General features: G+C 68.1%; 23 protein-coding genes. 6 read left to right on the top strand and 17 right to left on the bottom strand.

What is annotated here, in order from left to right:
* Window positions 1-14: 14 nt before the first annotated feature.
* Together AC5P5M_RS06895 and AC5P5M_RS06900 are read right to left on the bottom strand one after the other, a co-directional pair.
* Complete coding sequence (locus tag AC5P5M_RS06895) at window positions 15-1193, bottom strand: glutathionylspermidine synthase family protein (protein ID WP_065174309.1); 1179 nt, start codon at window positions 1191-1193, stop codon at window positions 15-17.
* Between the two features lie 7 nt (window positions 1194-1200).
* Window positions 1201-1773, bottom strand: coding sequence for a DUF1190 domain-containing protein (locus tag AC5P5M_RS06900; protein WP_053517972.1), 573 nt, complete (start codon window positions 1771-1773; stop codon window positions 1201-1203).
* A gap of 234 nt (window positions 1774-2007) precedes the next feature.
* Between AC5P5M_RS06900 and ilvD the strand changes: the two genes are divergently transcribed.
* A complete protein-coding gene (ilvD, locus tag AC5P5M_RS06905; protein ID WP_346475368.1) occupies window positions 2008-3846 on the top strand; it encodes a dihydroxy-acid dehydratase in 1839 nt (612 codons plus the stop codon).
* 194 nt (window positions 3847-4040) lie between these two features.
* Here ilvD and dinG read toward each other — a convergent pair whose 3' ends face one another.
* The 3 genes from dinG to aroE form a co-directional block, all read right to left on the bottom strand.
* Window positions 4041-6143 (bottom strand): ATP-dependent DNA helicase DinG, encoded by a 2103-nt coding sequence (gene dinG, locus AC5P5M_RS06910; RefSeq protein WP_495205687.1) that lies wholly within the window; start codon window positions 6141-6143, stop codon window positions 4041-4043.
* 192 nt (window positions 6144-6335) lie between these two features.
* Window positions 6336-6692 carry a hypothetical protein gene (locus tag AC5P5M_RS06915; protein ID WP_495205688.1) on the bottom strand — a complete coding sequence of 119 codons (357 nt, stop codon included), beginning with the start codon at window positions 6690-6692 and terminating at the stop codon, window positions 6336-6338.
* Between the two features lie 3 nt (window positions 6693-6695).
* Window positions 6696-7541 (bottom strand): shikimate dehydrogenase, encoded by an 846-nt coding sequence (aroE, locus tag AC5P5M_RS06920; RefSeq protein ID WP_065174307.1) that lies wholly within the window; start codon window positions 7539-7541, stop codon window positions 6696-6698.
* Window positions 7542-7589: 48 nt separating this feature from the next.
* Here aroE and AC5P5M_RS06925 point away from each other — a divergent pair, with 48 nt between their 5' ends.
* Complete coding sequence (locus tag AC5P5M_RS06925) at window positions 7590-8453, top strand: TolB family protein (protein ID WP_495205689.1); 864 nt, start codon at window positions 7590-7592, stop codon at window positions 8451-8453.
* Between the two features lie 21 nt (window positions 8454-8474).
* Here the strand turns inward: AC5P5M_RS06925 and AC5P5M_RS06930 are convergent, their stop codons facing one another.
* From AC5P5M_RS06930 to AC5P5M_RS06945, 4 genes are all read right to left on the bottom strand, one after another.
* Entirely contained in the window at window positions 8475-8744 is a 270-nt protein-coding gene (locus tag AC5P5M_RS06930) for an SHOCT domain-containing protein (RefSeq protein ID WP_495205690.1), read from the bottom strand.
* Between the two features lie 33 nt (window positions 8745-8777).
* Complete coding sequence (gene hemB, locus AC5P5M_RS06935; protein WP_053517964.1) at window positions 8778-9767, bottom strand: porphobilinogen synthase; 990 nt, start codon at window positions 9765-9767, stop codon at window positions 8778-8780.
* A gap of 19 nt (window positions 9768-9786) precedes the next feature.
* The gene (locus AC5P5M_RS06940; RefSeq protein WP_495205691.1) at window positions 9787-10704 is read right to left on the bottom strand and encodes a bestrophin family protein; all 918 of its coding nucleotides are present in this window, start codon (window positions 10702-10704) and stop codon (window positions 9787-9789) included.
* Window positions 10705-10825: 121 nt separating this feature from the next.
* Window positions 10826-11074 (bottom strand): hypothetical protein, encoded by a 249-nt coding sequence (locus tag AC5P5M_RS06945; RefSeq protein WP_006475755.1) that lies wholly within the window; start codon window positions 11072-11074, stop codon window positions 10826-10828.
* 182 nt (window positions 11075-11256) lie between these two features.
* On the opposite strand from AC5P5M_RS06945, the gene AC5P5M_RS06950 reads away from it, so the two are divergent.
* Window positions 11257-11715: a hypothetical protein gene (locus tag AC5P5M_RS06950; RefSeq protein ID WP_053517962.1), complete on the top strand. Its 459-nt coding sequence runs from the start codon at window positions 11257-11259 to the stop codon at window positions 11713-11715.
* Window positions 11716-11805: 90 nt separating this feature from the next.
* Here AC5P5M_RS06950 and AC5P5M_RS06955 read toward each other — a convergent pair whose 3' ends face one another.
* The 4 genes from AC5P5M_RS06955 to AC5P5M_RS06970 all read right to left on the bottom strand — a co-directional run bounded on the left by AC5P5M_RS06955 (window position 11806) and on the right by AC5P5M_RS06970 (window position 17343).
* Entirely contained in the window at window positions 11806-13608 is a 1803-nt protein-coding gene (locus AC5P5M_RS06955) for a DUF885 domain-containing protein (RefSeq protein WP_065174304.1), read from the bottom strand.
* 79 nt (window positions 13609-13687) lie between these two features.
* Complete coding sequence (locus AC5P5M_RS06960) at window positions 13688-14206, bottom strand: Coa1/Tim21 domain-containing protein (RefSeq protein WP_053519580.1); 519 nt, start codon at window positions 14204-14206, stop codon at window positions 13688-13690.
* A gap of 25 nt (window positions 14207-14231) precedes the next feature.
* On the bottom strand, window positions 14232-16460 hold the full coding sequence (locus AC5P5M_RS06965; protein WP_164150492.1) for a S9 family peptidase: 2229 nt from the start codon (window positions 16458-16460) through the stop codon (window positions 14232-14234).
* Between the two features lie 193 nt (window positions 16461-16653).
* Window positions 16654-17343, bottom strand: a complete 690-nt coding sequence (locus AC5P5M_RS06970; protein WP_065181452.1) for a glutathione binding-like protein — start codon at window positions 17341-17343, stop codon at window positions 16654-16656.
* A gap of 109 nt (window positions 17344-17452) precedes the next feature.
* Between AC5P5M_RS06970 and AC5P5M_RS06975 the strand changes: the two genes are divergently transcribed.
* Window positions 17453-18058: a TIGR00645 family protein gene (locus tag AC5P5M_RS06975; RefSeq protein ID WP_053519577.1), complete on the top strand. Its 606-nt coding sequence runs from the start codon at window positions 17453-17455 to the stop codon at window positions 18056-18058.
* A 201-nt stretch (window positions 18059-18259) separates the two neighbouring features.
* Window positions 18260-19258, top strand: a complete 999-nt coding sequence (locus AC5P5M_RS06980; protein ID WP_074900126.1) for an energy transducer TonB — start codon at window positions 18260-18262, stop codon at window positions 19256-19258.
* A 59-nt stretch (window positions 19259-19317) separates the two neighbouring features.
* Here the strand turns inward: AC5P5M_RS06980 and AC5P5M_RS06985 are convergent, their stop codons facing one another.
* A complete protein-coding gene (locus AC5P5M_RS06985; protein ID WP_180876503.1) occupies window positions 19318-19572 on the bottom strand; it encodes a hypothetical protein in 255 nt (84 codons plus the stop codon).
* Between the two features lie 77 nt (window positions 19573-19649).
* Between AC5P5M_RS06985 and AC5P5M_RS06990 the strand changes: the two genes are divergently transcribed.
* On the top strand, window positions 19650-20435 hold the full coding sequence (locus AC5P5M_RS06990) for an AraC family transcriptional regulator (RefSeq protein ID WP_180876502.1): 786 nt from the start codon (window positions 19650-19652) through the stop codon (window positions 20433-20435).
* A 231-nt stretch (window positions 20436-20666) separates the two neighbouring features.
* Here the strand turns inward: AC5P5M_RS06990 and AC5P5M_RS06995 are convergent, their stop codons facing one another.
* From AC5P5M_RS06995 to AC5P5M_RS07005, 3 genes are read right to left on the bottom strand one after another with little or no spacing between them, the layout of a single operon-like run.
* Complete coding sequence (locus tag AC5P5M_RS06995; protein ID WP_065174299.1) at window positions 20667-21851, bottom strand: ABC transporter permease; 1185 nt, start codon at window positions 21849-21851, stop codon at window positions 20667-20669.
* Window positions 21848-22594 (bottom strand): ABC transporter ATP-binding protein, encoded by a 747-nt coding sequence (locus tag AC5P5M_RS07000; RefSeq protein WP_065174298.1) that lies wholly within the window; start codon window positions 22592-22594, stop codon window positions 21848-21850. The genes AC5P5M_RS06995 and AC5P5M_RS07000 overlap by 4 nt, the downstream gene beginning before the upstream one ends.
* The gene (locus AC5P5M_RS07005; protein WP_495205692.1) at window positions 22591-24117 is read right to left on the bottom strand and encodes an alpha/beta fold hydrolase; all 1527 of its coding nucleotides are present in this window, start codon (window positions 24115-24117) and stop codon (window positions 22591-22593) included. The genes AC5P5M_RS07000 and AC5P5M_RS07005 overlap by 4 nt, the downstream gene beginning before the upstream one ends.
* Window positions 24118-24301: the final 184 nt, after the last annotated feature.

Genomic DNA, 24301 nt, shown 5'->3' on the forward strand with positions numbered 1-24301 from the left:
GGTGCGCACCGTGCTCAGACGTAGATCCGCGTCGGCGCCTCGTCAACGATTGCGTGCGGTACGAAGCGCGCGCTGTCGCGGGTGATCGCGCTGTCGTCCTCGCGGATGCCGATGCCACAGGCGTGGTCACCGACCACCCAGCTGCCGATCAGCGGATAACCGCCTTCGAAGCGGGTCAACGGATGCGCGCGCTGGATGATCGCCGGTCCATCGTAGGGGCCGTCGCTGCGCTGGGTGCTGCCATCGGCCAGGTGCATTTCGATGTTGGCGCCTTCGCGCGAGAACAGCGGCTTGCGCACCCATCCGGTGGCCAGCGCGCTGCCGTCGTCGAAGTGCGCCTCCAGCAGGTTCGGGTGGCCGACATTGCGCTGCCACAGCAATGGCAGGATGCCCTTGTTGCTCAGCACCGCCTTCCATGCCGGTTCCAGCAGCTGCACGCCCGAGCCGGGCAGCGCGCGGCCAAACTCCTCGGCCATCAGGTCTTCCAGCGGATACAGCTTGAACAGCGTGCCGATCACCGAATCGTCCAGCGCGGTGAAGCGGCCATCCGCGGACAAGCCGATGTCTTCGATGGCGATGCCCTGCCCGTGCAGGCCTGCCTGCGAAGCACAGTCGCGCAGGTATTCCACCGTGCCGCGGTCCTCTTCCGAACTGCCCACGGCGCTGAAGTACAGCGGTGGCGGCAGGCGGCCGGCGAGCTCGCCGAAACGTTCGACCAGTGCCTCATGGATGGCGTTGAACTGGTCGGCATGCTGCGGCAGGCGGCCGGCGTTGCGCTGGTCCTCCAGCCACTGCCACTGGAAGAAACTGGCCTCGAACAGCGAGGTCGGCGTGTCGTAGTTCAGCTCGTACAGCTTGGCCGGACCGGTACCGTCATAGGCCAGATCGAGCCGGCCGTACAGATGCGGCTGGCGCTGGCGCCAGCTGTCGGCGATCCAGTCGCGGTAATGCGCGGGAATCGCCAGCTGATCCATCAGCCGCTCGCTGGCCACCACGTCGCCCACAAGGTCGAGCGCCATCTGGTGCAGCTCGGCGCTGGGATCTTCGATGTCCTGTTCGATCTGGCGCAGGGTGAAGGCGTAGTACGCGCTTTCATCCCAGTACGGCTGGCCGTCGATGGTGTGGAAGCGGAAACCGGCTTCCTCCGCGCGCGCCCGCCAGTGGGCGCGCTCGGCGATACGGATACGCTGCATGGGTCGATCAGCCGCCGTAGCTGCCGCTGGTGCTGCGACGCGCGCTGGTGTTGCCGAAGCCACCCCGGCTGGCGGTGACGGCACGGTTCGGCTCGCTGGTGACCGGTGCCAGGCCAGCCTTGCCGGCGCCGATGCCGCTGGCGGTGTTCAGGCCCCCCGTACCGCCCGGGGCCGAACGCGCCCAACCCGCATTCTTGTCCTGGTAGGCCGGTGCCGACGCCGGCGCCTGCGGGGCCAGGCCACCGCGGTTGCTCAGCATCTGGGACATGAAGAAGCCCATCATCATCGGGCCGATGAACGAGGTGCCTGCCGACGTGTGCTGCTGCACGCACTGCTCGGGCTTGTAGTCCTGCTCGCAGGCTTCCTTGGTGGCGTACTTCGGCGCAGCGTCGGCGGCCTGCTTCTGCGCCTCGGCGAACGCGTTGCGGCACGACGACGGATCACCGGTGGCCTCGGTGCAGGCCTCGACCGAAGTGAACAGGCCTTCCTGCACCTTCACCTCCGGCTCCTTCTGGCAGGCGGTGAACAGCAGCGGTGCGGCGCTCATCAGCAGCAGCGCGGTGGTGCGGGAACGTTTCATGGCCTCATGCCTCAAGCAGCGGATCAATACCCCAATGATGCCCGATCCGGGCCAACAACCGGAATCGGCAAAGTCCGAAAGATGAACGGCGTTTCATTTTCGTCAGGCCCGATCCGCCATCGCCGCATCACCCGGCGGCGCCGCGCAGACGAGCGGTGGTTGCAGCAGCAACCGAAAAAATTGGCGATGATCGTCCGACACCCCATGTCGTACGGCCCGCCCGTTCCGCCAGCCATGCCCGAATACCGCTCCCGCACCTCCACCGCCGGCCGCAACATGGCCGGCGCCCGCGCCCTGTGGCGTGCCACCGGCATGAAGGACGGCGATTTCCACAAGCCGATCATCGCCATCGCCAACTCGTTCACCCAGTTCGTACCGGGCCACGTGCACCTGAAGGACCTCGGCCAGCTGGTCGCGCGCGAGATCGAGAAGGTCGGCGGCGTCGCCAAGGAGTTCAACACGATCGCCGTGGACGACGGTATCGCGATGGGCCACGACGGCATGCTGTATTCACTGCCCAGCCGCGAGATCATCGCCGACTCGGTCGAGTACATGGTCAACGCGCACTGCGCCGATGCGCTGGTGTGCATTTCCAACTGCGACAAGATCACCCCTGGCATGCTGATGGCCGCACTGCGCCTGAACATCCCGGTGGTGTTCGTGTCCGGCGGGCCGATGGAAGCGGGCAAGACCCGGCTGTCCGAGCACAAGCTGGATCTGGTCGATGCGATGGTCATCGCCGCCGACGAGAGCGCCAGCGATGAAAAGGTGGCCGAGTTCGAGCGCAGCGCCTGCCCCACCTGCGGCTCCTGTTCGGGCATGTTCACCGCCAACTCGATGAACTGCCTGACCGAAGCGCTGGGCCTGTCGCTGCCCGGCAACGGCTCGACCCTGGCCACCCATGCCGACCGCGAACAACTGTTCCTGCGCGCGGGCCGCCTGATCGTCGAACTGTGCCACCGCTGGTACGGCGGCGAGGAAGAAAGCGCGCTGCCGCGGGGCATCGCCACGCAGGCCGCGTTCGCCAATGCGATGACCCTGGACATCGCCATGGGCGGATCGACCAATACCATCCTGCACCTGCTGGCCGCCGCGCAGGAAGCCGAAGTGGACTTCGACCTGACCCACATCGATGCGCTGTCACGGCGCGTGCCGCAGCTGTGCAAGGTGGCGCCGAACACGCCCAGGTACCACATGGAAGACGTGCACCGCGCGGGTGGCGTGTACGGCATCCTGGGCGAACTGGCGCGCGGCGGCCTGTTGGATACCACCGTGCCGACCGTGCACAGCCGCACCCTGGCCGATGCTCTCCAGCGCTGGGATGTGGCGGTCAGCAGCGAATCAAGCGTGCACGACTTCTTCCGTGCCGGCCCGGCCGGCATCCCCACCCAGGTGGCTTTCAGCCAGGCCACGCGCTGGCCCACGCTGGACGTGGACCGCGCCGAAGGCTGCATCCGCAGCGTCGCGCATGCCTACTCGGCAGAAGGCGGACTGGCCGTGCTGCGCGGCAATCTGGCCGAAGACGGTTGCGTGGTGAAGACCGCAGGCGTGGATGAATCCATCCACGTGTTCGAAGGCAGCGCGCGCGTGTTCGAGAGCCAGGACGCGGCCGTGGCCGGCATCCTCGCCGACGAAGTGAAGGCGGGCGACGTGGTGGTCATCCGCTACGAAGGCCCGAAAGGCGGTCCCGGCATGCAGGAAATGCTGTACCCCACCAGCTACCTGAAATCGAAGGGGCTGGGCAAGCAGTGCGCGCTGCTGACCGACGGGCGCTTCTCGGGCGGTACGTCCGGGTTGTCGATCGGGCATGCCTCGCCGGAGGCGGCAGCGGGCGGTGCGATCGGGCTGGTACGCGACGGCGACCGCATCCGCATTGATATTCCGGCGCGGCGGATTGATCTGCTGGTGGATGCGGCGACGTTGGATGCGCGCCGTGCCGAGCAGGATGCGTTGGGATGGAAGCCGCGTGAGGCGCGCCCGCGCAAGGTCACCAGCGCGTTGAAGGCCTACGCCCTGCTGGCCACCAGCGCCGACAAGGGCGCCGTACGCAACACCGCGCTGCTGGGCGATTAGGCGCCGCCGGACCGTGCGCGGCGGCATTCCCACCTGATCGGTCATTGCACCTGACACAAGCCGCGCTTCGCGCTCGCCGGGCATGGCCCGGCGCTACCTTCTGATCGTCAGCCGATCACACGCTTGAACGGCGGCAGCGCGGCGTTGCTCGGAGATCAGGTAGCGCCGGGCCATGCCCGGCGGCGTTCCGGTCGTCAGCCGATCACGCGCTTGAACGGCGGCAGCGCGTCGATGATGCGCTTGCCGTAACGGCGGGTCAGCAGCCGCGAATCGAGGATGACCACGCGCCCGGTATCGGTGGAGGTGCGGATCAGGCGGCCGGCGAACTGGGTCAGCGTGCGCAGCGCGTGTGGAATGGCGATCAGGTTGAACGCGTTGAGTCCACGCGCCTCGAACCACTCGCTCAGGGTAGCGGTCTGCGGATCGGTCGGCACCGCGAACGGTACCTGGGTGATCACCACCGTGGTGCAGGCTTCACCGGGCAGGTCGAGGCCCTCGCCGAACGAGTTCAGCCCGAACAGCACCGAGCCTTCGCCCGCCGCCACGCGCCGCAGGTGTTCGTCGATCAGCCGGGTCTTGGACATCTCGCCCTGTACCAGCACCTGCTTGCGGCGCGAAGCAGGCATCAGTCCGGCCACCTTCTCCATCTTCCAGCGCGAGGTGAACAACACCATCGAGCCCTTGGCCCAGTCCAGCTCCGTGTCGAGGTAGCGCGCCACCTCGCGGGGATGGCCTTCGCGGTCGTCGGGCGTGACCGGGAACTTCGGCACGATCAGCTCGGCCTGGTTCGGCAGGTCGAACGGCGAGGACAGCGAAACCATCTCGGCTTCCTCGGGAATGCCATTGTCGATCGCCAGCGACTGGAAATCGCCACCGCCGGTCAGCGTCGCCGAGGTCATCACCACCGAATCCACCTCGTCCCACAGCAGCTTGCGCAGCACATGCGCTGCCGAGACCGGTGAGCCATGCAGCACCAGATCGCCGTCGCGGGTGGCGGTGACCCAGCGCGCCATCGGCGGCGCACCGTCCTTGTCCTCGCGGCGCCAGGCCTGCCAGAGGTTGTACTGCTGCTCGATCATCTCCAGCGCCATGCCGAGGTTGCGCTGCAGGCGCTCACGCGCCGGGTCGTCCGGCTTGCCCTTGGCCACCTGCGCGGTGGCGGCATGCGCCCAGTTGTAGAGGCTGCGGGTATCGTCGGCCAGCGCTTCGATCGGCTCGCGCCACGCTTCCGGCAGGCGACCGTTGGCCGCGCGCCACATCGGTTCCTCGTCGGCCGGTGCCGGCATCCACACCGCTTCGACCTGGTCGCGGAATGCGCGCAGCTGCTTGGCCACGTTGCTGGCGACGTCGATGGCTTCGTTCGGCAGCAGGTTGCCGAGGCGGTCCTTGTCGACCGCGCGATACGCGCCGGCAATCAGGATCTGCAGGCGGCCGGTGCGTTTGGCCATCTCGTCCAGCGCCAGGCTGGCCGCGCCCTGGTCGATGGCGACGTTACCGATGTGATGGCCCTCGTCCAGCACCAGCAGCATCTCCGAGGGCGCGGCGATCAATGGCTGGCCATTGTCACTGTCGCCGATCGACAGCGCCGACAGCAGCAGCGCGTGATTGGTCACCACGATCTGCGCATCACGCACGGTGTTGCGCGAGCGCAGCACCGCGCACTGCGCCGAATACGCACAGCGCCGCCCGGCACAACCCGACGCCGGCGTGGTGATGCGGCTGCGCAGGCCGGGGCTGATGGTCTCCGGTGCGTTGTCAATGTCGCCATCCCAACTGCCACCGGTGAAGGCGTCGGTCAGGCGCTTGGCGATGTCCATCTCGATCGGCGCCAGCGGCCGGTCGAACAGGGGCGCGTCATCCTCGAACATGCCGCCCTGCGAGCCCTCGCCCTGGGCCTCGGCGGCATTGCGCGTGCACAGGTAGCGGGTGCGGCCCTTGGCCAGGGCCACGGTCGCTTCCAGTCCGGTGGCCTTGAGGAAGTTCGGGATGTCGCGCTCGACCAGCTGCGACTGCAGCGCCACGGTACCGGTACTGATCACCAGCTTCTTCTTGCTGGCCAGCGCGATCGGCACGCCGGCAGTCAGGTAGCCCAGGCTCTTGCCGACGCCGGTGGGCGCCTCGACCACGCCCACGCCACCGCTTTTCGACAACGCGCGCGACACCACGCCGATCATCTGGCTCTGCGAGCGGCGCGTGGAGAAGCCGGGAGTGTTGGCCTGCAGCGTCGTATAAGCCTTGCGGATCGCGTCCTTCAAGGGCTCATCGAGCGTGCGCGGAGCGGCGACGGTTTCGGTCACGCCGGGAACTACCGTGGCTGGATCAGGCCGGTCATTGTCGCATGGCCGGCGGCCGGGACCGAGGCGCGTGCGCTGAACAGGGTCAGCGGCGTCGGGCCTTGGCGGTCATGGGCTGGATGGCCGTACAGCGCCGGGGCAGATGCGGCGCTACCCGACCATCGACGGTCGCGCCGGGCCATGCCCGGCACGACCTTACCGGCCTACCACAGGCGGCCGCTGGCGCAGCAGGCGCACCAGCGCCCAGACCAGCAGCACCATGCCGATCGCTTCCACCATCGCCAGAGCGAAATGCAGCACGCCCAGGATGGCGCTCATGCTCGAAACCGCGCTGAAGTCACCGCTGCTGACCATCCACATCGGCAGGATGCCCGCTGCCATGCTGCCGAGGCTGGCCAGCAGCAACAGCAGCAGCCCGGCCAGCGCGCCGCTGCGGGTGGCATCGCGCGGCGCGCTCACCACCCACACCAGGCCCACGCACAGCGCGATCAGCACCGGCAGGCGCACGCCCACCATGCTCAGCACCGTCACCAGCAGGGTCATGTTGTCCATCGCTCAGTCCTCGCCGGCCAGCGCCAGGGCGCCCTGCCGCAGCTGCTGGTAGACCTCGTCGGTCTGCGGGCGCACACCATGCCACTGCAGGAAGCTCTCGGCGGCCTGCTCGACCAGCATGCCCAGGCCATCGACGGTATTGCGGCACTGCGCCGCACGCGCCCAGGCCAGGAACGCGATGGCCGCCTCGCCGTAGTTCAGGTCGACTGCGGTGGTCATCGAATTGACCAGCGACAGCGGCAGCTTGAACTCGACGTCGCGGTCACGGCCGGCAGAGGTGGCGTTGACGATCAGCTCGAAGTCACCCAGCTCGCGCAGGTCTTCCCAGTAGCGGCTGATGGCGCGGCCCGGCTCGCCCATCGCGTCGATCAGTTCATCGGCGCGTTCCGGCGTACGGTTGACCACCACCAGCTCGGTGATGCCGGCATCGAGCAGCGCCGGGGCGACGCTGCGGGCCGAGCCGCCGGCGCCGATCATCAGCACCCGGCGGCCGCGCAGGTCCAGGCCATGGCGGTCGGTCAGGTCGCGCACCAGGCCGATGCCGTCGGTGGTGTCACCATGCCAGCGCTCGCCCTTGCGCAGCAGCGTGTTGACCGAACCGGCGCGGCGCGCACGGGCCGTCAGCGTAGTGCAGACCGCAAACGCGGCTTCCTTGTGCGGCAGGGTGACGTTGGCACCGACACCACCTTCGGCGGCGAATGCTTCCAGGCCGGCGAGGAAGGCGTCGGGGGCAAGGTCGATCGTGCGGTAGTCGATGGCGATGCCTTCCTGGCGACCGAACGTCGCGTGGATCTGCGGCGACTTCGAGTGGGCGACGGGGTGTCCGAAGACGGCGTAACGGTCGGTCATGGATTCCTCAAGCTGGCTAGACTGATGCTCTTTCGTGCACGGACCCGGATGATGCGCATCACCCCGACCCTGCTGGTGCTTGCCGCCAGTCTACTCTCTGCCCCCGTGGCGATGGCGTTGAACGAGTACGGCATCGAAGGCATGGGCGTGGTCTCGACCCGTGCCGACGAGGCTCGCGGCACGATCAGTGCCGACGGCCAGCGCATCGTTTTCGCCCGCCGCGGCGAGGGCGGCTGGGGCCTGTGGCAGGCCCGCCTGATCGATGGCCGCTGGCAGCAGGCACAGGCCCTGGCAGTCGACGTCAGCGGTGAGGCCCGGGATCCCTACTTCAGCCGCGATGGCCGCTGGCTGCTGTTCGCGGCGGGTACCGGAGGCCAGCTGGCGCTGTACCGTGCCGCCGTGACCGGCGATGGCCGGCTTGGCAACGCACAGGCCCTGCGCGGCGAGCGTGGGCGGTACGAAGAGCGCGGTCCGACGCTGAGCATGGATGGCCGGCGGCTGCTGTTCGCGCGCCAGCAGGGCCGTGGCGCCGGTTGGGATCTGTTCGTGGCCACCCTCGATGCCGAGGGCGCGCGGGGCCCGGCCACCGCGCTGGCCGCATTGAACAGTGCCGATGACGAGACCGACGCTGACTGGCTGGGCAATGACGGCGCCGTGGTGTTCAGTCGTGGCAGCGGCACGAGCGCGCAGGTATGGAGCACCGGCTGCGCCTGGAGCGGCGTGGCGCTGCAGCCGCTGGGGCTGTCCTTCAACCAGGCAGGCGGCTGGACCGGTGCGCCGGTGATCGACAACGCCAAGCCGGGGGAAATGCTGGTCGCCAGCAGTGCGGCGAAGGCGCCGCGTGCCGGGGGCGTGGATCTCTACCGGTTGGCGGTACCGAAAGTGCCTGCCGTGGCCGGGTGCATGCGGTAGATCCCGGCGCGGGCACCGCAATCAGCGCGACAGCACCTTGGCGCGCTGCTGTTCGTAGTCCGCCTCGCTCAGCTGGCCCCTGTCCTTGCGCTGGTTGAGCGCGGCCAGTTCGGCCTGCACGCTGTCCGGCAGGGACTGTTCGCGGGCGACCCGACGGGCGGCGGAGAGCTGCTCGGGAGGGCGTTTGCCGGCCCGCCAGGCTGCGATGAACACGCAGACGATGACGGCACCGAACACCAGCGTGCCGACGCCCCAGATCAGCCATTGCATCCATCCCAGTTCGGGTCCCATCAGCCGTTCCTCCCTCCATCGATGCCGCTATTGTCAGCGCTCGCGCAGCCAGCGCGCCACCTGTGGCGCGAAATAGGTCAGCACGCCATCGGCGCCCGCGCGCTTGAAACCAAGCAGCGACTCCATCACGCAGGCGCGCTCGTCCAGCCAGCCATTGGCGAACGCCGCTTTCATCATCGCGTACTCGCCACTGACCTGGTAGGCGAAGGTGGGCACGCCGAACTGTTCCTTCACGCGACGCACCAGATCCAGATACGGCATGCCCGGCTTGACCATCACCATGTCAGCGCCCTCTTCCAGATCCAGCGCGATCTCGCGCATCGCCTCGTCGCCGTTGGCCGGGTCCATCTGGTAGGTCTTCTTGTCCGCCTTGCCGAGGCTGGCCGCGCTGCCCACCGCGTCGCGGAACGGGCCGTAGAAGGCCGAGGCGTACTTGGCCGAGTAGGCCATGATGCGCACATTGAGGTGATGGTCGGCATCGAGCGCACGGCGGATCGCGCCGATGCGGCCATCCATCATGTCCGACGGCGAGACGATGTCCGCGCCGGCTTCGGCATGCGACAACGACTGCTTGACCAGCGCTTCGACCGTGATGTCGTTGAGCACGTAGCCCTTGTCATCGATGATGCCGTCCTGGCCGTGGGTGGTGTAGGGGTCCAGCGCCACATCGGTCATCACGCCCAGCTCCGGGAAGCGCGACTTCAGGGCGCGGATCGCACGCTGCGCCAGTCCGTCCTCCGCCCATGCCGCCGAGGCATCCAGCGACTTCTGCGAGGCGTCGATCACCGGGAACAGATCGATCACCGGGATGCCCAGCTCCAGCGCCTCTTCGGCCACTTTCAGCAGTTCCTCGATGGACAACCGCTCCACACCGGGCATCGACGGCACAGCGGTGCGGCCGGCCGGTTCGTGCACGAACACCGGATAGATCAGATCGTCGGTGGTCAGCGTGTTCTCGCGCATGAGGCGGCGTGAGAACTCGTCATGGCGCATGCGCCGCGGGCGGTAGTGGGGATGAGGCATGGCAGGCTCCGAGGAGTGGCTAGTGCAACAGGTAGCCCTGCGGCAGCAGGGGTTCGGGCAGGGGGCGTTCACCGAGCGCGTCGAGCTGGTCGATCTCGATCGTGCGCACCAGCGCGTCCAGCGGCAGATCGTTCGGCTCCAGGCCGAACGGATCTTCCATTTCTTCGCCAAGCTGGTCCAGGCCGAAGAAGGCGTAGGCCAGCACCGCCGACAGCACCGGCGTGCCCCAGCCCAGCGAACTGGCCAGGCCGAACGGCAGCAGCACACAGAACATCCACGCGCAGCGGTGCAGCAGCAGGGTGTAGGCGAACGGCAGCGGCGTGGTCAGGATCCGCTCGCAGCCTGCCTGGATCGAGGACATCGCATGCAGGCGGTCTTCCAGCTGGGCGTACAGGATCGGATCGAGATCGCCGCTGCGCAGCGCCTGTGCCAGTTCGGCGGCGATCATCGCCAGCAATGCATCGGGTACGTTCTCGCGCTCGGCCAGCTGCGCACGCTGGCGCTTGTCCAGCCACGGCAGGGCCGCCAGCGGCACGATGCGGCCGCGCAGGCGGGCGGCCAGCGCATGGGCGAAGGCGGTGGCCAGATAGGCGATGCGACGGCGGCGGCCTGCGTCATCCACAAGCAGCAGGTTCACCTGCCGGGCCAGTGAGCGCGATTCGAACACCAGCTGCCCCCACAGCTTGCGGCCTTCCCACCAGCGCTCGTAGCAGGCGCTGTTGCGGAAGCTCAGGAAGATCGACAGGACCAGGCCCAGCAGGGTGAACGGCGTGACCGAGACGCGCTCGATGCCGATCGGCGGCGCCAGTTCCACCACCGCGGCGACGGCGATGGACAGGATCAGGATGGCCAGCACCTTCGGTGCGATCGCCGGAACGATCGATCCGCGCAGGATGTACAGCAGTTGCCAGCCGTGGGGACGAGGTCGGATGATCATGGGGCAGCCGCGCCGGGCGCGGATTCACAGGCACGCGCAGGCTCGCGCAGCCGTTCATTGTACGCCCCTGCCCGGCTGCGGGCCGCAGCCCTGCGACGCCCGGTCGCACCCGGCCGCAGGTTCAGATCACGCCACCGCCCAGGCCCAGGCGCAGGATGCCCACCACCACCACGATGCCGTTCAGGACCAGGCCGGCCCAGGCCCGGCCGCGCTTGCTCGGGTGGGTGAACAGGATGCCCAGCGCAGCGATCACCGCGCCGACCGCAGCGAACGGAATGAGGAACCAGTTGCCCCAGCCCAGCAGCGGTATCAGCGCCAGGATCATCCACAGCAGCGCCAGTACACCCCACAACAGACTGATCACACCCATCGCCGCTCTCCCGCAGTTGGTTCCCGGCCCCAACCATAGACGTTCCGGCCGCCGTCGCCTACTCCCGTTGGCGGGCCGCTCACCTCGGCCGTGCTAGCGTCCGGATGCCCAGCGCACAGGGCGTTGGCGCCGATTCAGAGTGGCCCACCGATGATCCCATCCAGTCCTGCAGGGGTATTGCCATGAACATCCGTTGGGCCGCACTGGCGGCCATGCTGCTGGCCGCCGCCGGTTGTGCCAGCACCTCCAAGGTCATGCTGGGCCGCGCGCGGGCGCCGATCGACCCGGCGCAGGTGCAGATCTATTCAACGCCGCCGGCCGGCTCGCAGGAGATCGCCCAGCTGGAATCCGCCTCGGCGGTGGGCTTCGGCACCCAGGGCCAGACCGACGCCGCCGTGGCGCGGCTGAAGCGCGAAGCCGCAGCGCTGGGCGCCAACGGCGTAGTGCTGATGGGCGTGGGCAGCAGCGGCTCGCCGGTGGGCATGTCCGTGGGCGCCGGCAGCTATGGTTCGCATGTGGGCGGCGGTCTCGGCATTGGCATTCCGACCACGCAGAAGCGCGCCGCAGGCGTGGCGATCTGGGTGCCGAACCCGGCGCCGCCGGCACGGTTGCCGACCCAGGTGATCACGCCGCAGCGGTGACGCAGCAGCGTCACCGCGGGTAGCGCCGGGCCGTGCCCGGCGGCATTTCGCTTTCCCGCTGCGCTCGCCGGGCATGGCCCGGCGCTACCGTTACTTCTTCCGGTACTTCGGCACGAACACCTGGTTCACTGCGTCGGCCAGCTGATCCGGCGGCAGCAGGCCCTGGTCGAGCAGGAAGTTGTTGAACGCCAGGCGGTCGAACTTCGCGCCCAGTGCCAGTTCGGTCTGCATGCGCAGCTCCAGGATGCGGGTGTAGCCATAGAAGTAGCTGCCCGCCTGGCCGGGCATGCGCACGGTGTAGCGGTCCAGCTCCTGGGTGGCCATGGCCTTGGACAGGCCGACCTGTTCGATCAGCACCCGTTCGCCGTTTGCACGGTCGGTCAGGCCGAGGTTGAGCATCGGATCAAGCATCGCGCGCGCGGCGCGCAGCAGGCGGAACTGCAGGGCGATCATCTGCCCGTCCAGAGGCTCGTAAGGCACCATCTCCGCTTCGGCGTACAGCGCCCAGCCTTCCACGTTCACCGAATTGAACGCGAACATGGTGCGCGCGAGCGAGACGCCGCGCTCGACCATCGCGGTGAACTGCAGCTCATGGCCGGGACGGCCCTCATGCGCGCTCAGGGTCCACGCGGCCGCACCGAAGTTGAAGTCGTCGTACTGGGCGCCGGCACCGGCCGCCGGGTTGCCCAATGGCAGCACGAAGGTGCCCTGCTGTCCGGTGTTGTTCACCAGCGGTGCCGGCAGGAAATGCGGTGCCGGGCTGGCGGCGCTCTCGGCAGCCGAACCCAGGCGCATCTGCATGGCGCGCTTGGGCACGTCGACAATGCCATGCTCGCGGATCAGTGGATCGATGGCGTCGATCACCTTGCGATAGTGGCCTTCGAGCTGGTCGTCGGCGATCTTGTCGGCCTTCAGTGCGCGGATCACGGCGACCGGATCGGTGGGATCGGCGACCTTCAGGCCCTTCTCCTTCACCACCAGCGGCGCCAGCTGCTGCATCGCCGAGCGGGTTTCCATGAACTCCAGCTGGGCACGCTGCATCAGCAGCTTCGGGTCGATGTCGATGCCGACCTGCTTGAGCTGGTACGCGTAGAGCGGCGCCGGCAGGCGCGTGTCGGTACGCGCCTTCGGCAGCACCTCCTTGCGCGTCCAGGCCGCGTACTCCTTCATCTGCCCCGCCAGGGCCTTCATCGCTTCATCGGCGCCGCTGATCTGGTACTTCTTCAGCAGCGACTCGATGCCGCTGATGTAGGTCTCGACATTGTCCAGCGACTGCTGCACTTCGATCTTCGTCGGCTGCAGCAGCGCGCTGTCCTTCAGGCGCTCTTCGTAGCGCTGGCGCGCCAGCGTGGTGAAGGCGGTGCCGCCCGGCGTCAGCCCGGCGTACGCCTTGAGGCGATCAAGCGCCTTGGCCCGGCGCTCGGCCGGCACCTGGTCGGACAGCAGAAGATTGAGGCCGCTGAACACCGTCTGCGGCGCATCGGTCCACGGCAGCAGGTACTTGTCGTTGAGCTCGCTGCCCTCGATGTTCTGGTTGGCGGCGTGGATCATGATCTGCAGGTCCTGGCGGACGTTGGGATCCTTCTCCGTAGCCAGCCGGGTCTGCAGCTCGTCGCGCGCCTTGGCTGTCGCGGCACGGTAGCGCGCGCCATTGTCCGGGCCGAGGTCGGCCACCTTGTCGTCATAGCCCGGCACGCCGAAGAAGCCGGTCTGCTCGGGCTGGAACGGTCCCTGCGCGTCGAGCAGGATCTGCGCCAGCGCATTGCTGCGCGCGACCCAGGCGGGGCTGGCAGGCGTGGTGGCCTTGGCGGCCGGTGCGGCCAGGGCCGGGGGGGCGGACAGCAGCGGTGCAGCGGTCAGGGCCAGGGCGACGGCCAGCGCGATCGGCTTCATGAAGCACTCCAGGACAGGGTTGCCCGCACCCTACGCGCTCATGGCGATGGCGACAATCGGTGGGAAGTCATGGCGCCGGTCAGAACGCGGCCGTCATCGGGCAGCCACCGCGCTCGCGGCAGGCCTGCAGTTCGCACTCCTGCGCAGCCTCCTCATCGTCCAGCGCGGTCAGATCGAAGGTCTGTTTGTCCGCACCCAGCACATACATCACCGGGTAGTCCCAGACATCGTCGCGGCGGATGCCCTGCACGAACAGGCGACCGTGCGCATGGGCCCCTTCCAGCGACACGGTCAGGCCCACATCGCGCTCACCGGTGATCGCGGTCTGCATGCTGCCCAATGGCAGCGAGCCGGCGCGCAGCGGTTCGCCGAAGGCCTCCACCAGCTCGATGCTGCATCCGGCGCGCCGCATCGCCTCACGCATCGGCGGACTCTCGCGTGCGGCTTCGCCCCAGCGCATCACACTCCATGCCGCGGAACCGCCCAGTACGCCCAGGAACACCACCACGGTCAGTGGCATCGCCCATCGCCAGTGACGGCGCCACCAGCCGGGGGGATGGGCGGGATGGCCAGGAACAGGGGGTGGCAGGTGGTTCATCGGCGGGCTCCTTCCCGGTTGTGACTCAGGGTTTCAGGCAACGTCCCAGGAACGCTTCCGCCACACGGTAGCGGTGCAGCGCATCGGCACCGGACAGGCCATGCTTGGCGCCCGGGTAGGTCATCAGTTCGAAGGGCTGGCCGCGCTTCTGCAGCGCACTCATCAGGCTGGTCGAATTGGTGAACAGCACGTTGTCATCGGCCATGCCGTGGATCAGCAGCAGGGGTGAGCGCAGTCCGTCGATGTGGGTCAGCACGCGCGCTTCGCGATAACCGGCCTCGTTGCGTGCCGGCAGATCCATGTAGCGTTCGGTGTAATGGCTGTCGTACAGCCCCCAGTCGGTGACCGGTGCACCGGCCACGCCGCAGGCATAGCTGTCGGACGCCTTGGCCAGCAGCATCAGGGTCATGTAACCGCCGTTGGACCAGCCCTGCACGCCGATGCGCGCGGGGTCGACCCAGGGCTGCTGCTTCAGCCATGCCACGCCGCGCAGCTGGTCGGTCACCTCCACCGTGCCCTGCCTGCCATAGAGCGCGCCGCCGAACTCACGGCCACGCCGTGGGGTGCCACGGTTGTCGAGCGAGAACACCACGTAGCCCTGCTGCGCCAGGTACTGGTTGAACAGATGATCGCCACGTCCGGGCCAGCTGTCGGTGACGGTCTGGCTGGCCGGGCCGCCATAGACGTACACCGCCACCGGATAGCGCTTGGAGGGATCGAAGCCGGCAGGCTTGATCAGGCTGTAGTTGAGCGGCGTCCGGCCATCGGCAGCGGTCAGGGTGCCGAATTCGACCGGTCGCTGCGCATCGCGATAGCGCGCGTAGGGATGCTTGGGATCGGCCAGATCATTGTCCACCAGCGTCGCGATCTTCTCACCGTTGGCGCGGTACAGCTCGATCTGCGGCGGTGTGGTGCTGTTGGACCAGCTGTCGACATAGACACTGGCGTTGCGCGCGAAGCTGGCGCTGTGCATGCCCGGCGCCTTGGACAGCCGCTGTGGCGCCTGTCCGCCCTGCAGCGGGACGGAGTAGATCTGGCTCTCGCGCGACGTCTCGATGCCGGCGCGGAAATAGGCCTTGCCGGCCGCTTCATCCACAGCCAGGAGTTCATCCACGGGCCAGTCACCGTGGGTCAGCGCGGTGGCCTTGCCCGTGCTGTCGATGCGGTACAGATGCTGGAAGCCGGTACGCTCGGACGACCACAGCATGCTGCCGTCCTGCAGGAAGCGCAGGCTGTTGTGCAGTGGCACCCAGGTGGGGCTGGTTTCATGGGCAAGCACGCGCTGACGGTTTGAGTCCAATGCCACTTCCACCAGATCCAGCTGCCTCTGGTCACGCGACTGGCGCTGGAACGTCAGGTGCTGGGCATCACGCCAATCCACGCGCGCCAGGTAGATGTCCTGTTCCTTGCCCAGGTCGATCCAGCGCGGTTGTGCCGCGGCGGCCGGCGCGATCACGCCCAGCTGCACGCGCACATTGGCATCGCCGGCGGCCGGGTAACGCTGTTCGATGACATCGGTGCGGTCTGCATAGACCTCGTAGCGCTTCTGTACCGGTACCGGTGCTTCGTCGATGCGGGCGAAGGCGATGGCCGAATCATCCGGCGCCCACCAGTAGCCGGTGTGGCGGTCCATTTCCTCGTCGGCCACGAACTCGGCCACACCGTTGCCGATGGTGGCGCTGCCATCGCCGGTCAGCTGCAGCTGGCTGCCATTGGCCAGATCGATCACCCACAGGTTGCGGCCGCGGATGAAGCTGACGAAGCCGCCTTTCGGCGACAGCTTGGCGTCGGTGGCAAAGCCTTCGCCGTGGGTCAGCTGGCGTACTGCTGCCGGACCCTGCTGCTTCAGGTCGTACAGGTAGAGCTCGCCGCCGAGCGGGAACAACAGGCGCTGTGCGTCCGGCGACCACTGGTAATCGACGATGCCGGTCATCGCCGCGATGCGCTGGCGTTCGCGGCGGGCCTTCTCCTCGTCGCTGAGGGTCTCGGTGCCCGGCAGCACCACCTTGGAGTCGACCAGCAGGCGGGTCTGGCCGCTGGCGATGTCGTAGGTCCACAGATCCAGCTGGTTGCGGTCGCTGTCCTTGCCGCGCAGGAAGCTGACCTGCGAACCGTCCGGAGCGACCTTGGGCTTCATCAGGGTCGGCCCGGACAGCGGCAATGGACCGGTGATGGCTTCCAGCGTCAGTTTTTCAGCGTGGGCGGCAGTACTGGTGGCGAGCATGAGGGCAAGCGAAGCGAACAGGTGGCGCATGGAGGATCCCGGCAAACGGCAGGTCCGCCACCGCAGCATGTGCGGTGGCGATCAGCCCCCATCCTAACCAAGCCCGTGCGGGAAGGCAGCATGACCTTCTGCCCATGGCAGGGACCGGGCACGGCACATCGGCCGTTGACGGGCAGGTAGCGCCGGGCCATGCCCGGCGAGCGCAGCGGCCTGCGCAGGACCCTCAGCGCTGGCCGAACAGATGCTTGCGCTCATCATCGCTGAGCGGCTTGCCGGCGTTCGGATTGACCTGCTGGCGCAGCGCATACGCCCGCTGGGTGGCCGGGCGCGCGGCGATGGCCTGATGCCAGCGCTTGAGGTTCGGGAAGGCATCGAAATCTGCCGGCAGCGCGTCGTAGGCACCGACCCACGGATAGCTGGCCATGTCGGCGATGGTGTACTCCTCGCCGGCCAGGAAGGCATGCCCGGCCAGCCGCTTGTCCATCACCCCATGCAGGCGCCGCACCTCGCTGTCGTAGCGCTCGATGGCGTAAGGAATCTTCTGCGGTGCGTAGACATTGAAATGCCCCATCTGGCCGCTCATCGGGCCCAGCCCGGCCATCTGCCAGAACAGCCATTCCAGCGTGGCGATGCGGCCACGCGCATCGCTGGGCAGGAAGCGACCGGTCTTCTCGGCCAGGTACAGCAGGATCGCACCGGATTCGAACACGCTCTGCGGCGCGCCGCCGTCAGCCGGCGCATGATCGACGATGGCCGGCATCTTGTTGTTGGGCGAGATCGCCAGGAAGTCCGGCTTGAACTGGTCGCCCGATCCGATGTTGACCGGGTGGATGCGGTACTCCAGCCCGCTTTCCTCCAGCATCAGGGTGACTTTATGGCCGTTCGGGGTAGGCCAGTAATACAGATCGATCATGGCAGCGGCTCGGGTGCGGTAAGGAACCTGAAGTCTAGTGCGGGAGTTGGCTTGGCACCGTCATGGCGGGCCGGTAACCTCGCTCCTCCCCCGCAACGCACTGTCCTGCATGTCCCCCCAACGCCCCCTCTCCCCGCTGTCCTCGCTGATCTTCGCCTCGCGCTGGCTGCAGCTGCCGTTGTACCTGGGCCTGATCGTCGCCCAGGGTGTCTACGTGTTCCTGTTCGGCAAGGAACTGTGGCACCTGATCTCCCACTCGGCCTCGATGGGCGAGCAGCAGATCATGCTGATCGTGCTGGGCCTGATCGACGTGGTGATGATTTCCAACCTGCTGGTGATGGTGATCGTCGGCGGTTATGAAACCTTCGTCTCGCGCCTGCGGCTGGAAGGCCATCCCGACCAGCCGGAATGGTTGAGCCACGTCAATGCCAGCGTCCTGAAGGTGAAGCTGGCGATGGCGATCATCGGCATTTCCTCGATCCACCTGCTCAAGACCTTCATCGCCAGCGGTTCGCTGGGCGGCCTGCCGCTGTGCGCGCCGGAACTGATGAACGTCGCCGCTGCCAACATCGGTGCCGCCAGGTGCTCGACCTTCACCGAGCAGGGCGTGCTCTGGCAGACCATCATCCACTGCGTGTTCATCCTCTCGGCGATCGGCATCGCCTGGACCGACAAGCTGATGTCCAACAGCCACGATAAGGCACAGGCGCATTGAGGCGCTGGCCGGTGGTGGCGCGGACGCCACCGCCGGTCGTCGCTGCCGCCCTTGTACGCAGCGCTGGCGGGGATGCTAGATTGCTTCCTCGCCGTTGCCGGCGGTGGCGTCGGGAAACGCCACCCTGCCGTGCTCGGACCCACGGTCCCGGCCATGCATATCAATGATTTACGTAACGTCGTCTTCTTAGAGGGGAGCAGGATGTCGCACGTCACAACGATCACCGCCGCGCGCCGGTGGCTGCCGGTTGCCTTGGTACTGGCCCTGGCCGCCTGCTCGGGCAAGGAAGAAACGCCTGCCCCTGCCCCGGCAGGATCGCCTGCCGCTGCGGCGCCGGCGACACCGGTAGTGGCCGCCAAGGTGCAGTCGATGGGCACCGAGCAGCTGCGCGAGTCGGCCAGCCAGGCGCTGCGCGAGAACCGCATGTATGCCCCGGCCGGCGACAACGCCATCGAGTACTACCTGGCCCTGCGCGACAAGACGCCGGACGATGCCGCGGTGAAAAGTGCGCTGACCGACCTGCTGCCCTACACCCTGATCGCGGCCGAGCAGCATCTGGGCCGCGAGGACTTCACCGAGGCGCAGCGCCTGGTCGCCCTGATCGAGAAGGTGGATGCCTCCGCACCGGCCCTGCCACGCCTGAAGGAAGGCCTGGCCAAGGGTGTGGAAAACGCGGCCAAGCGCACCGAATCGGAAGCGGAGCGGGCCAAGAAGGACGCCGAGGACCGTACCCGGCAGCAGGCCGAGCAGCAGCGCCTGGCCGAGCAGCGCGCCAAGGAAGCTGATGCGGCCCGGCAGATCGCCGCACAGCAGGATGCCGCCCGCCGTGACAGCGAGCGCGAGGAGGCCGAGCGCCAGGCCGCCGCACGGCGTGAAGCGGAGCAGAAGCAGCAACAGGCCGCTGCGCAGCAGGCCAGTGCCGCACGCCAGGCACCTGCCGCTGCGCCCAGCCTGCGTCCGGTCAGTACGCCGGCCCCCCGCTATCCGGCCGACGCCCTGCGCGCCGGCACCTCCGGCGAGGTGCTGGTGGAGATCACCGTGGGTACCGACGGCTCGGTGGTGAACGCCCGCGTGCTGCGTGCGACGCCCGCGCGCATCTTCGACCGCGAAGCCATGAACGCCGTGAAGCGCTGGCGTTTCGAGCCGGTCAGCGCACCGGTCACCACCCGCCGCACCCTGGTGTTCGCGCCGGGCGGCTGAGCCGGGACATCCCCGCCAACCATCACGACAAGGCCCGGTCTGTCCGGGCCTTGTTCGTATCAGCGCGCGCCGTCGATCAGGTGCTGCAGGACCGGATCGCGTGCCCTCAGGATCCGGAACAGGCCCAACGCATGCAGACCCGGCAGCAGCGCGCGCAGGTCGGCTTCCGCCGCTGCCCGGGACGCAGGGCTGCCGGCGGGATCCTGCCAGTCGCGGACGCTGGCAAGGAAAGCGCCCACGCTGCCCTTGCGCACGGTGACGCCGTTGGCCACCACGTCGTTCTGATGGTCAGGGAGGATGTCTTGAGGCTGCATGAGGAACTCCTTTCGGCGGGTGGAGTGCAGTGTGGACGCTCCTGTCTGCCGGATCTGCCGTATAACTGCCAGTTGATATGGCATATCAGACATCCCCCGCCCTGATTGACCCGCCCCTGGTCGACACCGCCCGAGGGCCGGTGCTGCTGACCGCGCAACTGGCCTTGGACCGTCCACGCCGGACCGCCCGGCACCAGCACGCCCGCGGGCAGCTGCTGGGGGCGCGACAGGGCCTGCTGCGGATCGAGGCAGGCGACCTGCACTGGCTGCTGCCAGCCGGCCATATGGCGTGGGTTCCTCCCGGACTGCCGCATGCGCTGGCCAGCATCGGCCCGTTCAATGGCTGGAGCCTGTACCTCGACGCAGCGACCTGCACGCGACTCCCGGCACGCCCACGCATCGTGCAACCGGGCGCCCTGCTGCAGGCGGCCGTGGATCGCGCGCTGCGCTGGGCGCCCGCACCGCTCGACGCGGTGCAGGAGCGTCTTGCCGGCGTCATTGCCGATGAGATCGACGCCAGCACACCGCTGCCGCTGGCCTTGCCGCAGCCACGCGATCGGCGCCTGCGGCGCGTTGCTGCGGCGTTGGCGCGTGCACCACAGGACACCCGCAGCGTCGAGGCCTGGTCCCTTGCCATGGGACTGTCCAGCCGCACCCTTGCGCGCCACTGGCGCGCCGAAACCGGCATGACACTCAGCCAATGGCGCCAGCGCCTGCGCGTCCTGCTGGCGCTGCCACGCCTGCTGGCCGGGGAACCGGTGATCAGCGTGGCGCTATCGCTCGGCTACGACACCCCCAGCGCCTTCATCGCCGTGTTCAAGCGCGAGATGGGGGTGACGCCTGCGCGGTATGCAGAGGGCTAACGTATTCAGCACTTCCTCTGCCTGCCTTCGCGCCCCAGACTGCCTGCTGGGGCCGATGTCCCGGATCTGTACCACGTCGCCGATACCTGGGAGAACTTTGACCGACTGGCCCCGGTGATCGCCCGGCGCTTCGCCGCTTGGCAGGCAAGGCGAACCTGAAAACAGCGAGGCCCGGAATGACCGGGCCTCGTTCCCTATCCGCCGGGTAGGGCCCGGCGCTTCCAGTGGCGGTCAGCCGGAAATCGCCAGGCGTTCGTTGTGGTAGCGGCGCACGGCGGCAAACCACAGCAGTGCGGCCAGACCGAGACTGGCGCCCAGATAGATCGCCCAGACGCTGGGACTGATCACTTCGTGGCGGATGACCTTCAGCAGCATCTGGTTCTGCGACAGGAACGGCACCGCGTACTGCCACAGCTCGCTCTTCAGCGGGTAGGCGACCAGCGCGTAGCCGGGCAGCATCGGCAGCAGCATCAGCCAGGTCATGTGGCTCTGCGCTTCCTTCATGCTCTTGGCCGCAGCCGACAGGAAGGTCAGCAGCGAGGTACCGATCAGCAGCATCGGCAGCATCACCAGCAGCATCTGCAGCATCGAGCCGACATTCATGTTGAACTGGCGGCCGATGTTGCCCGGGGCGATCTGCGCGCTGACCTTGAAAGCCACCAGGGTCAACAGCAGGGACGCGAAGCCGACCACGCAGGCGGCGGCGATCTTGCCACTGACGATCGCGCTGCGAGAGCCGGGCGTTGCCAGCAGTGGCTCGAGTGACTGCCGCTCACGTTCGCCAGCGGTGGCGTCCATCACCAGATAGGCGCCGCCGATGAACGAGGTCAGGGTCAACAGCACCGGCAGCAGCATCGACAGGATCATGCCCCGTTTCGCTTCGGCACTGGCCAGATCCTGGCTGCCCACGTCCAGCGGACGCGCGACCTGGGCATCCACGCCGCGTGCCATCAGCCGCAGTGCGCCCACCTGGCCGTTGTAGGTGGCCAGCGCCGCTTCCAGGCGTGCGCTGGGCACTTCGGCGGCACGCCGGGTGCTGTCCTTGATCACCTCCACCAGCGCCGGCCTGCCCGCGGCCCAGTCCTCGCCGAAGTCATCGCTGATGCGCAGCGCGACGTCGATGTCCTGGTTGCGGATGGCCGCAGCCAGGTCCTTGGGTGCTGCGCTGGCGTTGAGCCCCTGCGCGGCCAGGAAGCGGACCAGGTTCGGTGCGTTGTCCGCGCCGATGGTCGGAATCTGCAGCGGTTGCTCGATCTGCGTGCGCACGCGGCTCTCGGCCAGCTTGCCCATGCCCAGCAGCAGCACCGGGTACAGCAGCGGACCGAACAGCAGGGTCAGCATCAGCGTGCGGCGGTCGCGGGAGAGATCACGCAGCTCCTTGCGCATCACCGTCATCAGGGTCGACATCATGCTCATGCGTGCAGGCCCTCTTCGCTGCCGATCAGTTTCACGAACGCATCTTCCAGATTGGCTTCGCCGGACTGCGCGCGCAGCTCATCGGCACTGCCGGCGGCCATGACCGTGCCCTTGGCGATGATCACGATGTGGTCGCACAGTGCAGCCACCTCCTGCATGATGTGGCTGGACAGAATCACGCACCGCCCTTCCTCACGAAGTCCCAGCAGGAACCGGCGCAGTGCACGGGTGGTCATCACATCCAGGCCGTTGGTCGGCTCGTCGAGGATCACGTTGCGCGGATCGTGCACGAGTGCGCGCGCGATCGCGGTCTTGGTGCGCTGGCCCTGCGAGAAGCCATCGGTCTGGCGGTCGAGGATGTCGCCCATGTCCAGCGCCTGCGACAGCACGTCGATGCGCTCGCGGATGCGTGCTTCGGACAGGCCGTGCAGCCGGCCGAAATAGGCGATGTTCTCGCGCGCGGTCAACCGCTTGTAGACGCCCCGCGCATCGGGCAGCACGCCCAGGTGGCGACGGACCTCCACGGGATTGCGCGCGGCATCGATGCCATCGACGCTGATGCTGCCCTGGTCAGGCGTCATCAGGGTGTACAGCATGCGCATGGTGGTGGTCTTGCCGGCACCGTTCGGGCCAAGCAGACCGGTGATGCGACCGTCCTCGGCGCGGAAGCCGACATCGGCCACTGCCTGGATGCGGCCGGTGCGGGTATCGAAGGCCTTGTGCAGGTTGTCAGCGACGATCATGGTTCCCATCCGTTGAACGAGGTGAACGCCGGCACGTAGCTCAGCGTGTCCAGGCAGCTGGCATCCAGCGCCTTGGCATCGGTGCTGTCGATGAACTGGCCCAGCAGGCGGGGCATGCAGCCGGCGGAGAGCGTGCCGTGGCCCTGGCCGCGCGCGACCAGTGCGCGCCCCTGCGGCAGCCCCTTGAGCACCTGTGCGGCGTAGCGCGGTGGCGTGACCGGGTCCAGTTCACCGGACAGCAGCAGCGCCGGCACATCGCTGCGCAGCGGTGCGGCATCCGCGGCGGGGGCCGCGGTGTGCGGCCAGACAGCACACGGCGCGAAGAAGGCGCTGGCCACCTCGTTGCCGAACAGGCGCTCGGCATTGTCGGCTGGCGCGTGGTAGCGCGGAGCGTCCTCGCTGCAGATCACCGACCACTGCATGCCGCGGTTGATCTGGAAGCCCATGCTGCGGTTGGCACCGCGTGCCAGCGAGGCGAGCGGTGCGTAGCGGCCCTGCGCAGCCTCGTCCAGCACCAGCGGCAACAGCGAGGCGTACTGCGGAACATAGGAGAAGGCGAACGCCAGCCCCATCACGCTGTCCGGCGTCAGCACGTCGCGCCGCGGCGCGTTCGTGCCGGGGTCGCGGTAGTCAACGGTCACCGGCGCGGCGCGCAGCGTATCGAGCACGCCGCGCAGCTGCCTGCTGGTGTCGCTCGGAAAGCGCTTGCTGCACGCCGGGTCCTTGCGGCACTGGGCCGACTGCAGATTGATCGCGTCTTCGAAGGTATTGGCGAAGTCACCCCCGACCACCAGCTCGTTCGGAACGACGCCGTCGATGACGATGCTGCGGATGTGCTGCGGATAGGCCGCGGCATAACGCTGGGCCACGCGGGTTCCGTAGGAACCACCCACCAGGTTCAGCGCATCCACGCCCAGCGCCTGGCGCACGGCATCCAGATCGGCAACGGCGTCGCGGGTGGTGTAGAACCGCGCATCGGCGCGTCCCTGCAACGAGCTCGCGCAGCGCTGGGCGTAGTCGCGCAGCAGCGCCTCGCTGGGGGGCGCCTCCTCGTCGAACGCCAGTTCCTTGCCATCTGCGCCCAGGCAGGTGAGCGGGTTGGAACCACCGGTCCCGCGCTGGTCGATCAGGAAGATGTCGCGTTGCTTGCGGACCTGGCGCAGGGCGGTATCGACGATGACCGCCACCTCGCTGGCTGCCTGCCCGGGTCCGCCGGCGAGGAAGAACACCGGATCCGGTTGGCCGGAGCCACTGTTGCCCGATTCCAGCCAGGCAATACGGAGGTTGATCTTCCGTCCCTGCGGCTGCGCCCTGTCCTCGGCCACCTGCAGGGTGGCGCACTGTGCCTCGACGTTGGCGCTGGCGCCCATCGTGGTCAGTGTGCAGGGTTGGAAGTCGATCTGTCCGTAGCGGCGGCCGGGCGTTTCCGCCGCCGCATCGGCGCTGCCGGAAGGCGCTGCGCCGCAACCGGCAAGCAGCAGGCTGGCCAGCGCGCCGGCCAGTGCGAGGTGGTGTCTTTGCATCGTGCTCGTTTCCCCTGGAAGACGTTCCTGTCGACCACGACGGGCTGCCGCGGAAGATGTGACCCAACTTACACGGGCAGGAGGCTGGCGGCGATGGGCAATCGTCACTGGAAAGCCAGGCCCATGTCGGCCGGATCGAATGCGGCGTCGCATCATGGCGAGCAGCGCAGCCGTCGGCCACGCA

The organism is Stenotrophomonas sp. YJH_SMC_106-19, assembly GCF_059368375.1.